This window comes from Variovorax sp. J22G73, from assembly GCF_030317035.1.
Classification (GTDB): Bacteria; Pseudomonadota; Gammaproteobacteria; order Burkholderiales; family Burkholderiaceae_C; genus Variovorax.
On record NZ_JASZYK010000004.1, the window covers coordinates 20,144 to 33,564 of the forward strand.

At 67.7% G+C, this 13,421-nt stretch carries 13 protein-coding genes; 11 read left to right on the top strand and 2 right to left on the bottom strand.

Translation table 11 applies throughout. The features are described 5' to 3' along the window. Positions 1 to 168: 168 nt before the first annotated feature. From ugpB to QTI51_RS16525, 6 genes are all read left to right on the top strand, one after another. Positions 169 to 1,482 carry a sn-glycerol-3-phosphate ABC transporter substrate-binding protein UgpB gene (ugpB, locus tag QTI51_RS16500; RefSeq protein ID WP_116909142.1) on the top strand — a complete coding sequence of 438 codons (1,314 nt, stop codon included), beginning with the start codon at positions 169 to 171 and terminating at the stop codon, positions 1,480 to 1,482. 128 nt (positions 1,483 to 1,610) lie between these two features. Next, positions 1,611 to 2,492, top strand: a complete 882-nt coding sequence (ugpA, locus tag QTI51_RS16505) for a sn-glycerol-3-phosphate ABC transporter permease UgpA (protein ID WP_116909143.1) — start codon at positions 1,611 to 1,613, stop codon at positions 2,490 to 2,492. Positions 2,493 to 2,546: 54 nt separating this feature from the next. Continuing rightward, positions 2,547 to 3,395 carry a sn-glycerol-3-phosphate ABC transporter permease UgpE gene (ugpE, locus tag QTI51_RS16510; RefSeq protein WP_116909144.1) on the top strand — a complete coding sequence of 283 codons (849 nt, stop codon included), beginning with the start codon at positions 2,547 to 2,549 and terminating at the stop codon, positions 3,393 to 3,395. 15 nt (positions 3,396 to 3,410) lie between these two features. Then, positions 3,411 to 4,418 (top strand): sn-glycerol-3-phosphate ABC transporter ATP-binding protein UgpC, encoded by a 1,008-nt coding sequence (gene ugpC / locus QTI51_RS16515; RefSeq protein ID WP_116909145.1) that lies wholly within the window; start codon positions 3,411 to 3,413, stop codon positions 4,416 to 4,418. A 3-nt stretch (positions 4,419 to 4,421) separates the two neighbouring features. Further along, on the top strand, positions 4,422 to 5,168 hold the full coding sequence (gene ugpQ / locus QTI51_RS16520; RefSeq protein WP_116909146.1) for a glycerophosphodiester phosphodiesterase: 747 nt from the start codon (positions 4,422 to 4,424) through the stop codon (positions 5,166 to 5,168). Between the two features lie 52 nt (positions 5,169 to 5,220). After that, positions 5,221 to 7,710, top strand: coding sequence for a DUF3772 domain-containing protein (locus QTI51_RS16525; RefSeq protein WP_116909147.1), 2,490 nt, complete (start codon positions 5,221 to 5,223; stop codon positions 7,708 to 7,710). Positions 7,711 to 7,743: 33 nt separating this feature from the next. Here the strand turns inward: QTI51_RS16525 and QTI51_RS16530 are convergent, their stop codons facing one another. Beyond that, a complete protein-coding gene (locus tag QTI51_RS16530; protein ID WP_116909148.1) occupies positions 7,744 to 8,214 on the bottom strand; it encodes an Lrp/AsnC family transcriptional regulator in 471 nt (156 codons plus the stop codon). 299 nt (positions 8,215 to 8,513) lie between these two features. On the opposite strand from QTI51_RS16530, the gene QTI51_RS16535 reads away from it, so the two are divergent. From QTI51_RS16535 to QTI51_RS16550, 4 genes are all read left to right on the top strand, one after another. Further along, positions 8,514 to 9,440 carry an ABC transporter substrate-binding protein gene (locus tag QTI51_RS16535; protein WP_286516142.1) on the top strand — a complete coding sequence of 309 codons (927 nt, stop codon included), beginning with the start codon at positions 8,514 to 8,516 and terminating at the stop codon, positions 9,438 to 9,440. A gap of 73 nt (positions 9,441 to 9,513) precedes the next feature. Beyond that, a complete protein-coding gene (locus QTI51_RS16540) occupies positions 9,514 to 10,410 on the top strand; it encodes an ABC transporter permease (protein WP_116909150.1) in 897 nt (298 codons plus the stop codon). Then, on the top strand, positions 10,410 to 11,204 hold the full coding sequence (locus QTI51_RS16545) for an ABC transporter ATP-binding protein (RefSeq protein ID WP_116909151.1): 795 nt from the start codon (positions 10,410 to 10,412) through the stop codon (positions 11,202 to 11,204). Before QTI51_RS16540 ends, QTI51_RS16545 begins: the two co-directional genes overlap by 1 nt. Continuing rightward, a complete protein-coding gene (locus tag QTI51_RS16550) occupies positions 11,204 to 11,731 on the top strand; it encodes a GNAT family N-acetyltransferase (RefSeq protein WP_116909152.1) in 528 nt (175 codons plus the stop codon). Before QTI51_RS16545 ends, QTI51_RS16550 begins: the two co-directional genes overlap by 1 nt. Positions 11,732 to 11,738: 7 nt before the next feature. Here the strand turns inward: QTI51_RS16550 and QTI51_RS16555 are convergent, their stop codons facing one another. Next, positions 11,739 to 12,017 (bottom strand): hypothetical protein, encoded by a 279-nt coding sequence (locus tag QTI51_RS16555; protein ID WP_116909153.1) that lies wholly within the window; start codon positions 12,015 to 12,017, stop codon positions 11,739 to 11,741. A 112-nt stretch (positions 12,018 to 12,129) separates the two neighbouring features. Between QTI51_RS16555 and hemA the strand changes: the two genes are divergently transcribed. Further along, positions 12,130 to 13,401 (top strand): glutamyl-tRNA reductase, encoded by a 1,272-nt coding sequence (gene hemA, locus QTI51_RS16560; protein ID WP_116909154.1) that lies wholly within the window; start codon positions 12,130 to 12,132, stop codon positions 13,399 to 13,401. Positions 13,402 to 13,421 lie beyond the last annotated feature (20 nt).

Sequence of the window (13,421 nt, forward strand, 5' to 3'; positions counted from 1 at the left end):
GCATGGTGCAGCGCAACAAGTTGGTGCGCTGAACGGGAGCGCGGATGGTCAAAAGGGTTTCCCCGGTTTGAGTCAAATCGCGTTCATGCGAAAAGAAACGCCGCGAAACGTTCACATTAGTAACCTAATATCGCGTCCTTTTCAGAACCACCTCCAGGAGTTTTCCACATGCGCTTCAAGACGCTTGCCATCGCCTCGGCGCTGGCCACCACGCTGGCGATGCCAGTGATTGCCCAGGCACAAACCGAGATCCAATGGTGGCACTCCATGGACGGTGCGCTCAACGACTGGGTCAACGACCTGGCCAAGCAGTTCAACGAGAGCCAGAAAGAATACAAGGTCATCCCCACCTACAAGGGTGAGTACGACCAGTCCATGGCCGCCGGCATCGCCGCCTTCCGCTCGGGCAACGCGCCCGACATCCTGCAGGTGTTCGAAGTGGGCACCGCCACCATGATGTATTCCAAGGGCGCCATCAAGCCCGTGGCCGACGTCATGAAGGAAGGCGGCCAGAAGTTCGACCCCAAGGCGTACATCCCCGCCGTGGCCGGCTACTACACCGCCCCCAGCGGCCAGATGCTGTCGTTCCCGTTCAACAGCTCCACGACGGTGTTCTATTACAACAAGGACGCCTTCAAGACCGCCGGCCTGGACCCCGAAAAGGCGCCCGCCACCTGGCCTGAAGTCGTTGCCGCCGCCGCCAAGCTGAAGGCCAGCGGCAGCCAGTGCCCGTTCACCACCTCGTGGATGAGCTGGGCCCAGCTCGAGAGCTTCTCGGCCTGGCACAACACCTCGTACGCGACCAAGAACAACGGCTTCGGCGGCCTCGACGCCCGCCTGGAATTCAACTCGCCGTTGCATGTGCGCCACTTCGAGAACCTGTCCAACATGGCCAAGCAAGGCCTGTTCGTCTACAAGGGCCGCGCCAGCAAGCCCATCACCTCGTTCACCTCGGGCGAGTGCGCCATGTTCATCGGCTCGTCGGGCAGCTACGCCAGCGTGAAGCGCGATGCCAAGTTCAAGTTCGCCGAGTCGGCGCTGCCGTTCTACCCGGACGTGCAGGGCGCACCGCAGAACACGATCGTGGGCGGCGCCAGCCTGTGGGTCATGTCGGGCAAGCCGGCCGACCACTACAAGGGCGTTGCGCAGTTCTTCACCTTCCTGTCGAGCCCCAAGGTGCAGTCGGACAGCCACATCCGCACCGGCTACCTGCCGATCACCATGGCTTCCTATGAGCTGACCGAAAAGTCGGGCTTCTACAAGGAAAACCCGGGTACGGACGTCGCCGTGACGCAAATGATCAAGAAGACCACCGACAAGTCGCGTGGCGTGCGCCTGGGCAACCTGCCCCAGATCCGCGCCATCGAAGACGAGGAAACCGAGCTGATCTGGACCGGCAAGAAGACCCCGAAGGAAGCCCTCGACAGCGCGGTAAAGCGCGGAAACGAACTTTTGGTGAAATTCCAGGCCGCAAACAAGTAAGCTCTGCACCCGGATCGGCGCGAACGAATGTTCGTTTCGATTCGTTTTAACCCCGCCGCAAGCCAGCCTGCCCCGTGCAGTGCTGGCTGTTTGCTTATTTGTGTGTCTGTGACCTGAACGCTCCCCCCATGGAAAAACGCGTCCTCTTCCGTTCGAGCTGGCTGCCCTGGGCCTTGCTGGCCCCGCAGCTGATCATCGTCGGCGTCTTCTTCTTCTGGCCCGCCGGCCAGGCGCTGGTGCAGTCGCTGCAGCAGCAGGACGCGTTCGGCAACTCGGTCACCTGGGTGGGCCTGGACAACTTCGTGGCGCTGTGGAACGACAGCACCTACATGGCCTCGTTCCAGACCACGCTGATCTTCTCTGCGCTGGTGACGGTGCTGGGCCTGAGCATCGCGCTGCTGCTGGCCGTGTTCGCCGACCGCGTGGTGCGCGGCTCGCGCTTCTACCGCAGCGTGCTCATCCTGCCGTACGCGGTGGCGCCGGTGGTCACCGGGCTGCTGTGGTCGTTCATGTTCTCCTCGTCCATCGGCATCGTGGCCTACTGGCTCAAGAAGATGGGCTTCAGCTGGAACCACCTGCTCAACGGCAACGACGCCATGGCACTGGTGGTGATGGCCGCCGTGTGGAAGCAGATCTCGTACAACTTCCTGTTCTTCCTGGCGGGCCTGCAGTCGATCCCCAAGTCGCTGATCGAGGCCGCCGCCATCGACGGCGCGCGCCCGATGCGCCGCTTCTGGACCATCCAGTTCCCGCTGCTCACGCCCACCACGTTCTTCCTGCTCGTGATCAACATGGTGTACGCCTTCTTCGACACCTTCGCGATCATCGACGCCACCACGCAGGGCGGCCCCGGCAAGGAAACCGCCACGCTGGTCTACCGCGTGTACTTCGACGGCTTCCGCGGCATGGACTTCGGCGGCGCTGCCGCGCAGTCGGTGGTGCTGATGGCCATCGTCATCTGCCTCACGGTGCTGCAGTTCCGCTACGTCGAAAAGAAGGTCCAGTACTGATGACCTCCTTCACCACCCCCATGCAAACCACTCTCTCGACGACGGAGGCCCGCCATGGTTGAGCGCCGCGCTTCCCTGGGCATCCTGGCCCACGCCATCATGATCTTCGGCGTGATCCTGGTGGTCTTTCCCATCTACCTGGCCTTCGTCGCCTCCACGCACACGCCGCAGGAAATCATGCAGGCGCCGATGCCCATCCTGCCGGGCGGCAACTTCTGGGAAACCTACAAGGCCGCGCTCACCGGCGGCGGGCGCACCAGCACCAACGTGTCGGTAGCCCGCATGATCTGGGTCAGCTCGGTCATCACCTTCATCATCACCTTCGGCAAGATCAGCATCTCGCTGCTGTCGGCCTTCGCGGTGGTGTACTTCCGCTTTCCGCTGCGCAGCCTGTGCTTCTGGCTGATCTTCATCACGCTGATGCTTCCGGTGGAAGTGCGCATCGGCCCGACGTACCAGGTGGTGGCCAGCCTCGGCATGATCAACACCTTCGCCGGGCTCTCGGTGCCGCTGATTGCCTCGGCCACGGCCACCTTCCTGTTCCGCCAGTTCTTCCTGACGGTGCCCGACGAGCTGGTGGAGGCCGCGCGCGTCGACGGCGCGGGCGCCATGCGCTTCTTCAAGGACATCCTGCTGCCGCTGTCGAAGACCAGCATCGCGGCGCTGTTCGTGATCCAGTTCATCTACGGCTGGAACCAGTACCTGTGGCCGCTGATCGCCGCGACCAGCGAAAACATGTACCCCATCGTGGTCGGCATCAAGGCCATGACGGGCAACGGCGAATCGCCGGTGGACTGGAACGTGGTCATGGCCACCGCCGTCCTGGCCATGCTGCCGCCGGGCATCGTGGTGGTGCTGATGCAGAAGTGGTTCGTCAAGGGCCTGGTCGATACCGACAAATAAAACGCTGAACGAAAAATGGCTGCTCTCTCTCTACGCAACGTCATCAAGCGCTACGGCCACGGGCCGAAAGCCAACCAGGTCATCCACGGCGTGAGCGCCGAGATCGCCGACCATGAATTCATCGTGATCGTCGGGCCCTCGGGCTGCGGCAAGTCCACGCTGCTGCGCATGGTGGCCGGCCTGGAGGAAATCTCCGCCGGCGAGATCGCCATCGGCAACAAGGTGGTGAACAACCTTGAGCCGTCCGAGCGCGACATCGCGATGGTGTTCCAGAACTACGCGCTCTACCCGCACATGACGGTGTTCGCGAACATGGCCTACGGCCTGAAGATCCTGAAGGTGCCGGTGCCCGAGATCAAGGCGCGCGTGGACAAGGCCGCGAAGATCCTCGAGCTGGGCCACCTGCTGGAGCGCAAGCCGCGCGAACTCTCCGGCGGCCAGCGCCAGCGCGTGGCCATGGGCCGCGCCATCGTGCGCCAGCCGCAGGTGTTCCTGTTCGACGAGCCGCTGTCCAACCTGGACGCCAAGCTGCGCGCGCAGACCCGCCTCGAGATCCAGAAGCTGCACCGCGAGCTCGGCATCACCTCGCTGTTCGTCACGCACGACCAGGTCGAGGCCATGACGCTGGCGCAGCGCATCATCGTGATGAACGGCGGCGTGATGGACCAGTTCGCCACGCCCGAGGAGGTGTACAACCGCCCCGCCACCACCTTCGTGGCCAGCTTCATCGGCTCGCCGCCCATGAACCTGCTCAAGCAGGCACCGGGCGTGCGCCCGGGCAAGACGCTGGGCATCCGCCCCGAGCACATGAAGCTCGACGAGAACGGCTGGACCGTGCAGGTCGAGCAGGTCGAGCTGCTGGGCGCCGAGCGCCTGGTGTACGGGCGCATCGGCGACGAGCAGATCATCATGCGCACAGACGAAGGCGACCACCCGCCGGTGGCCGGCGACACGGTGAAGATCGCCGCGCGCGAAGACAAGCTGCACTGGTTCGACGCCGGCTCCGGCAAGCGCGCAGACTGAGCCATGGCCCTGGCTACACCCTGGCCCTACCCGCGCTGGGTCGCGCACCGCGGCGCCGGCAAGCTGGCACCCGAGAACACGCTGGCCGCCTTCAAGCTGGGTGCCGCGCACGGCTACCGCATGTTCGAGTGCGACGCCAAGCTCAGCGCCGACGGCGTGCCCTTCCTGATGCACGACGCCACGCTCGAGCGCACCACCAGCGGCCGCGGCATCGGCGGCGAGCAGCCGTGGAACGCGCTGGCGCAGCTCGACGCGGGCGGCTGGCATTCGCGCGGCTACGCTGGCGAGCCGCTGCCCACGCTGGAGAACGTCGCGCGCTTCTGCCTGGCCAACGGCCACCTGCTGAACATCGAGATCAAGCCCACGCCCGGCGCCGAGCGCCAGACCGGCGAAGTGGTGGCGCGCGAAGCCGCGCGCCTGTGGCAGGGCGCGGCCGTGCCGCCACTGCTCACGTCCTTCCAGGTCGATTCGCTCAAGGGCGCGCAGGCCGTGCAGCCCGAGCTGCCGCGCGGCCTGCTGCTCGACAAGCTGTGGGACGGCTGGCTCGACACCGCGAAGCAGCTGGATTGCGTCGCCATCGTCTGCAACCACGCCCAGTGGGACGCCGAGGTGGTGGCACAAGTGCACGGCGCGGGCCTGCGCGCGCTGAGCTACACGGTGAACGACGAGTGGGCCGCGCAGCGGCTCATCGTGCTGGGCACCGACGGCATCATCACCGACCGGGTCGACCTGTTCAGCCCTGCCGGCTGAGCCGTACGTTTCTTACAGGCCCTTACCGCAGGGCCGCTTCTATGATGCGGCCATGAAACGGACCTCTCGCCTGGCGAGCCACTGCCTCGCCATCCTGCTGGCCCTGTCGATGTTCGGCGTTGCCTTCGCGCAGCCCGACGCCAGCATGAACGCCGGCAGCGGCAACCCCAACAACAGCGCCAACACCGCCACCCCGGCGCCCGCCGCCCCCACGGTGGCCGACCTGCGCGCGCAGTTCAACAAGATCACGGCGGACCCGGGCAAGGATGGCAAGGACGGCGCCCGGGACAGCGAAGAAGACCCGCGCAAGCAGCTCTCGCTCATCAACGACATCGGCGCGCAGGCCGACAAGTTCGTGGCCGCGCGCACCGGCGACCTGGCCGACCTGAACGCGCGGCTCGGCGAGCTCGGCAACCCGCCGGCCGCCGGCACCACCGAAGACCCCGACATCACGCGCCAGCGCACGCGGCTCACCAAGGAGCGCAACGCGCTCGACGCCGACATCCGGCTGGCCAAGCTGCTGTCCATCGACGTGCGCCAGCGCGGCGCCGACCTCGTCACGCAGCGGCGCCAGGTGTTCGAGGCGCAGCTCACCGAGCGCGCGGCCTCGCCGCTGACCGGCGCCTTCTGGAGTGACCTGCAGGACGCCTGGCCCGACGACGTGGAGCGGCTGCAGGCCATGGGCTCGGCGCTGAACGACGGCTTCGAGCAGGCGCTGGCGAGCGGCTCGCGCACGCCGGTGATCGCTGCCCTGCTCGGCGCGCTGCTGCTGGCGCTGGCGGGCATCTGGGCGGCCGAGCACGGGCTGGTGCGCCTGGCCATGCGGGTGCTGCCGGCCGGGCGGCTGCGGCGCTCTCTGCTGGTGATTGCCATCGTCGCGACCCACGTGCTGCTGGTGGCGGTGGCCGCGCACGGCTTCGTCGAAGTGCTCAAGGCGCACGCCACCTGGGACGCGCAGGCGCGCAAGGCGCTGCAGTCGACGGCGCAGGCGCTGACCTTCATGGCCTTCGTCATCGGGCTGGGGCGCGCGCTGCTGGCCACCTCGCGCCCCTCGTGGCGGCTGCCGCCCATTCCCGACGCCATGGCCGCCAGGCTTGCCGCGCTGCCCTGGCTGGTGGCGCTGGTGGCCGCGCTGGCCTGGACGCCGGCCGAGGTCAACGCGCTGATCGACGCCAGCTTCGCGGCCGTGGTGGCCACGCACGTGCTCACCGCGTTGATCCTCACCGCGCTGGTGGGCACGGTGATCTACCGGCTCAAGGCGCTGCGGGCCGACGCGCCCGAGGCCGGCCTGCCCGAGCGGCCGATGTGGGTCGGCCTGCTGGTGGCGCTGATCGGCGTGCTGATGATCGCCATCTGGGTGCTGGTGGCGCTGGGCTACGTGGCGCTGGGCAGCTTCCTGGCCTCGCAGCTGACCTGGACCGGCATCGTGGCGGCGGCCTTCTACGTGCTGTTCAAGTTCGCCGACGACGTGTTCATGGCCATCGTGTCGTCCCGCAGCGCCTTCGGCCAGAAGCTGCAGAAGAGCTTCGGCCTGGCGCCGCAGACGCTGGACCAGGCCGCCACGGTGCTCTCAGGCATCAGCCGTGTGGCGCTGTTCGTGTACATGCTGATCGCGCTGGCCGCGCCGCTGGGCACCTCGCCGGGGGAGGTGTTCCAGCGCAGCGGCAAGCTGGGCTCGGGCGTGAAGGTGGGCGAGTTCCAGCTGGTGCCGGGCGCCATCCTGAGCGCGCTGGCGGTGGCGCTGGTCGGCTTCATCGTGCTGCGGGTGTTCAAGCGCTGGCTGGAGCGCAGCTACCTGCCCAACACGCAGTTCGAGCCGGGCATGCAGAGCTCCATCACCACGCTGCTGGGTTACGTGGGCGGCATCCTGGTGATTGCCTTCACGCTGTCGGCGCTGGGCATCGGCATCGAGCGCATCGCGTGGGTGGCCAGCGCGCTGTCGGTGGGCATCGGCTTCGGCCTGCAGGCCATCGTGCAGAACTTCATCTCGGGGCTGATCCTGCTGGCCGAGCAGCCGGTAAAGGTGGGCGACTGGGTGGTGCTGGGTACGGCCGAGGGCGATGTGCGCCGCATCAACGTGCGGGCCACCGAGATCCAGCTGGGCGACCGCTCGACGCTGATCGTGCCCAATTCCGAATTCATCACCAAGACCGTGCGCAACATGACGCTGGCCAACGCCGAAGGCCGGGTGCTGATTCGCCTGCCGATGCCGCTGACCACCGACGCGCAGCGCGTGCGCGAGCTGATCCTGGCGGCCTGCAAGGCGCACGAAGGCGTGCTGGAAACGCCGGCGCCCTCGCTCACGCTCGAGGGCATCGAGAACGGGCTGCTGATCTTCCAGGCCATTGCCTACGTGCCGAGCCCCCGGCTGGCGGGCGGGGTGCGCAGCGACCTGCTGTTCGTGATCCTCGACGAGCTGAAGAAGGCCTCGCTGCCCTTGGCGGTGCCGACCATGGTGATGGCGGCGTCCGCACCGGAGCCGCTCGCCACGCCCGCGGTGCCTTCGTCGCCCGCGTCGCCGATTCCCGGCATGCCGAGCTGAGGGTCCGGCACCGAAGCTGGCTTCAGTGCCCGTTCACTCCAGCGGCAGCGCGGTGGTGAACTTGACCTCGTTCAGGCACACGCTGGAGCGCACCGCCGACACGCCCGGCATGTGCATCAGCGTGTGCATGAGGAACTGCGAGAGCGCCTCCAGGTCGTGCGCGACCACCTTGAGCACGTAGTCGAAGTCGCCGGTCACCGAATAGCACTCCAGGATCTGCTTCATGTCGGCGATCAGGTCCTGGAACTTGGGCAGCTCGTCCACATGGCCGCGCGCCATGGTCACGTGGATGAACGCGATCACGCCCAGCCCGATGTGGCGCGCGTTCAGGCGCGCCGCGTAGCCGTGGATCAGCCCCAGTTCCTCCAGCCGCCGGTGCCGCCGCAGGCATTGCGCCGGCGACAGGTTGGCCGCCTCGGCCAGGTCGAGGTTGGACGCGCGGCCGTGCACCTGGAGGTGCTCCAGGATCTTCCGGTCGATCCGGTCCAGTGCGATGTCATGCAATTTAATTTCCCAATGCACCAAATGGATGCAATTTTAGGGCGCAAAGCGGGGTAAGTCCGGGCCTTCGATGCACCTTAATTGTGCAAAGTACGATCTAGACTTCGGGCCTCCCTGCGCCGCCCCGTTGCGGTGCCGGGACGCTGAACCCTGCTGCCCCTCTGGCTCCGGCTGCCGCCGGCGGCTTCAGACGCACTCTTTTTCCCACCCGGAGACCCTTTCCCGTGAAAAACGCCTCGCTTCGCACCCCCTTCAGCGCCATCGCCCTCGCCCTTCCGCTCGCCCTCCCCCTTGCTCTCGGCATGCTGTCCGCCGCGCCCGCCTTCGCGGCCGACACCAAGTCGGTGGCGGTGACGGCCATCGTCGAGCACCCGGCGCTGGACGCGGTGCGCGACGGCGTGAAGGCCGAGCTGAAGTCCGCCGGCTACGAAGAAGGCAAGAACCTGAAGTTCACCTACCAGAGCGCGCAAGGCAACGTGGGCACCGCCGCCCAGATCGCACGCAAGTACGTGGGCGACGCGCCCGACGTGATCGTCGCCATCGCCACGCCGTCGGCGCAGGCCGTGGTGGCCTCGACCAAGACCATTCCGGTGGTGTACTCGGCCATCACCGACCCGGTGGCCGCCAGGCTGGTGAAGAACTGGGAGCCCACCGGCACCAACGTGACCGGCGTGTCCGACCTGTCGCCGCTGGAGAAGCACGTGGCCCTCATCAAGCAGGTGGTGCCCGGCGCCAAGCGCATCGGCGTGATCTACAGCCCGGGTGAAGCCAACTCGGTGGCTATCGTGGCCGCGCTGAAGAAGGCCGCCACCGACGCCGGCATGACCGTGGTCGAGGCCGCGGCCGCCCGCACGGTGGACGTGCCCACCGCCGCCCAGAGCCTGGTCGGCAAGGCCGACGTGATCTACACGCCCACCGACAACAACGTGGTCTCGGCCTTCGAAGGCATCGTGAAGGTGGCCCAGCAGGCCAAGCTGCCCGTGGTGGCGGCCGACACCGCCACCGTGGAACGCGGCGCCGTGGCGGCGCTGGGCCTGAACTACAGCGACATCGGCCGCCAGACCGGCAAGATCGTGGTGCGCATCCTGAAGGGCGAGAAGCCCGGCACCATCGCCTCGCAGACCAGCACCAACTTCGAGCTGGTGGTGAACCCCGGCGCGGCCAAGTTGCAGGGCGTGACGCTGTCGGACGCGCTGCTGAAGACGGCCAAGGTCGTGAGCACCAAGTAATCGCACGACAACCCGACGGGCCGGCCTTCACGAGGCGGGCCCGTTTTTTCGTTCCGCCGGAAGCCTTCGCCCCATGTCCCTCATCGCCTCCCTGGGCGCCATCGAGATCGGTCTGATATTCGGACTGGTCGCGCTGGGCGTCTTCATGTCGTTTCGCATCATCAACTTTCCCGACCTCACGGTGGACGGCAGCTTTCCGCTCGGCGCCGCCGTGGCCGCGACGCTGATCGTCCTGGGCTGGAACCCGGTGGCCGCCACGGCGGTCGCCTGCGTGGCCGGCGCCGCGGCGGGCTGGGTCACGGCCTGGCTCAACGTGAAGCTGAAGATCATGCAGCTGCTCGCCAGCATCCTGGTGATGATCGCGCTGTACTCCATCAACCTGCGCGTGATGGGCAAGCCCAACGTGGCGCTCATCACCGAACCCACGGTGTTCAGCATGGTCGACTTCGGCGGCATGCCGGAGCAGTGGGCCAAGCCGCTGCTCCTGCTGCTCATCGTGATCGTGGCCAAGCTGCTGGTCGACATGTTCTTCGCCTCGGAAGCCGGGCTGGCGATGCGCGCCACCGGCGGCAACGCGCGCATGGCGCGGGCCCAGGGCATTTCGACCGACTTCCACACCATGGCGGGCCTGGCGCTGTCGAACGCGCTGGTGGCGCTGGCCGGCGCGCTGTTCGCGCAGAGCCAGGGCACGGCCGACATCTCGATGGGCGTGGGCACCATCGTGATCGGCCTGGCCGCGGTGATCATCGGCGAGACGCTGCTGCCCGCGCGCAGCATGGTCGTCACCACGCTGGCCTGCGTGCTGGGCGCGCTGCTGTACCGCTTTTTCATCGCGATGGCGCTGAACACCGACTTCATGGGCCTGCAGGCGCAGGACCTGAACCTGGTGACCGCCGTGCTGGTGGCCTTCGCGCTGCTGGTGCCGACGTACAAGCGCAAGCTGCGCGCGCTTTTCAAGGGGAAGAACTGATGCTGCGCGCCCAACAACTCGAGATGACCTTCAACCCGGGCACGCCGATCGAGAACCGCGTGCTGCGCGGGCTCAGCCTGGACATTCCCACCGGCCAGTTCGTCACCGTGATCGGCTCGAACGGCGCGGGCAAGTCGACCTTCCTGAACGCGGTGAGCGGCGACCTGATCGTCGACAAGGGCGGCATCGAGATCGACGGCAAGGACGTGACGCGCCTGAACGCCTGGCAGCGCTCGGGCATGGTGGCGCGCGTGTTCCAGGACCCGATGGCCGGCACCTGCGAGGCACTGACCATCGAGGAAAACATGGCGCTGGCCTGGAAGCGCGGCGAGCGCCGGGCCTTCGGCTTTGCGCTGAACCGCAACCTGCGCGAGCTGTTCCGCGAGAAGCTGTCGATTTTGAAACTGGGGCTGGAAAACCGGCTGGCGGACCGCATCGGGCTGCTGTCGGGCGGCCAGCGCCAGGCGGTGAGCCTGCTGATGGCGTCGCTCAAGCCCTCGCGCATCCTGCTGCTGGACGAGCACACCGCCGCGCTCGACCCGAAGACGGCGGCCTTCGTGCTGGAGCTGACGGCCAAGATCGTCGAAGGCAGCCAGCTGACCGCGATGATGGTCACGCACAGCATGCGCCAGGCGCTGGACTACGGCTCGCGCACGGTGATGCTGCACGAGGGCCAGGTGATCCTGGACGTGGCCGGGCCGCAGCGCGCGGGGCTGGACGTGCCCGACCTGCTGCGCATGTTCGAGCAGACGCGCGGCGAGAAGCTCGACGACGACAAGCTGCTGCTGGCCTGATGACGCAGCCGGACGCCATCCTCGTGCGCGCCATGCGCGCGGACGACCTCGACGCGGTGCTGGCGATACAGCTCGCCTGCTACGGCGCGGGCTTCGTGGAGGACGGCGCGCTGATCGCGCGGCGCCTCGCGGCGGCGCCGCACACGGGCTGGGTGGTGGAACACCGGAGGGAACACCGGGGCGGTGTGCAGGCGTATCTGGCGGGCTATCCGTCGGTGGTGGGCAAGCTGACACCGCTGCACGGGGAGTTCGAGGTGGCGGCCGCGGCCGATTCGCTGTACCTGCACGACCTGGCGGTCCGTCCCGATGCCTCGGGCCTGGGGTTGGGGCCGCGGCTGGTGCGCCACGCCTGGGCCCATGCGGCGCAGGCCGGCTGGCGGCATTCGACCTTGGTGTCGGTGCAGTCGTCGGTCGGGTTCTGGGAGCGCCAGGGCTATGCGCCGGCACGACCCGCCGGCGCCGGGCAGCAGGCCCGGCTCGCCACCTATCCGGGCGACTCGGTCTACATGCTGCGCCGGCTGGGCTGAGCGCTCTTCAGCGGCGCCAGCCGCGCATCGCCAGCCATTGCACGGTGCCGCAGACCACGACCAGCGCGGCGTAGGTCACCATGGTTCCGTCGCGCCCGGACACCACCAGGCCGGCCACCGACACCGCCACGCCCGCCAGGAAAGTGCATGCGCATTGCACCCACCAGCGCGGCACGCCGGCGCGCCGGCCGCCCACGAAACGCCCGACAAAGACCAGCACCAGCGCCAGGAAGGCCGCGGGTGCCACAAAATTAAGCAGGTGATTCAGCAGGGCCAGCAGGTCCATCGGAAGGGGCGACGTGGGCGTCGGGTCATGCGGCCGGTGATATGGCTGTCATAGGGAAAGCCATTTGTCCCTGCGCAAGCCGGGTGCGGCTGCTGATTTTATAATCACGGCCATGTCAGTCTGGGCTCTCGGCTTGAACCACACGACCGCGCCGCTCGATCTGCGCGGTCGTTTCGCGTTCGCCCTCGACCAGATCGCCCCCACGCTGCAGAGCCTGCGCAGTTCCTTCGCCTCCGGCCGTCACCCCCAGGTCGAGGCGGCCATCATCTCCACCTGCAACCGCACCGAGATCTACTGCGCCTCCGAGCACATCGCGCTCGACCACACCTTCGGCTGGCTGGCCCAAAGCGGCGGCGTGGCCCCAGCCCTGTTGCGCTCGCATGCCTACACGCTGCACAACGACGAAGCCGCGCGCCACGCCTTCCGCGTGGCCAGCGGGCTGGACTCCATGGTGCTGGGCGAGGCGCAGATCCTCGGCCAGATGAAAGACGCCGTGCGCGCCGCCGAAACCGCCGGCGCCCTCGGCAGCACGCTCAACCAGCTGTTCCAGCGCTCGTTCGCCGTGGCCAAAGAGGTCCGCACGGCCACCGAGATCGGCGCGCATTCCATCAGCATGGCCGCCGCCGCCGTGCGCCTGGCCGGCCAGCTCTTCGAAGACCTGCGCACCACGCGCGTGCTGTTCGTGGGCGCGGGCGAAATGATCGACCTGGCCGCCACGCACTTCGCGGCCAAGGAACCCAAGTCCATCGCCATTGCCAACCGCACGCTCGAGCGCGGCGAAAAGCTCGCCTCGCGCTTCGGCGGCGAGGCCATGCGGCTGGCCGACCTGCCCTCGCGGCTGGCCGAGTTCGACATCATCGTGAGCTGCACCGCCAGCACGCTGCCGATCATCGGCCTGGGCGCCGTGGAGCGCGCGCTCAAGGCGCGCAAGCACCGCCCCATGTTCATGGTCGACCTGGCCGTGCCGCGCGACATCGAACCCGAGGTGAAGGCGCTCGAGGACGTCTATCTCTACACCGTGGACGACCTCGCCCAGGTCGTGCAACAGGGCCAGGCCAACCGCCAGGCCGCCGTGGCACAGGCCGAGGTGATCATCGACGCGGGCGTGCAGAGCTTCATGCACTGGCTGGGCCAGCGTGGCACGGTGCCGCTGATCCAGCAGCTCAATGCGCAGGCCGACGAGTGGCGCGCCACAGAGATGGCACGCGCGCGCAAGCTGCTGGCCAAGGGCGAGCCGGTCGAGGCCGTGCTCGAGGCCATGTCGCGCGGCCTCACGCAGAAGATGATGCACGGCGCCATGGCCGAGCTGCACGCGGGCGACGCCGCTTCGCGCGAGCAGACGGCGCAGACCATTTCGCGCCTGTTCCTGCGCAAAGAGCGTTAGCGACGCTGGTCAGCGGCCCG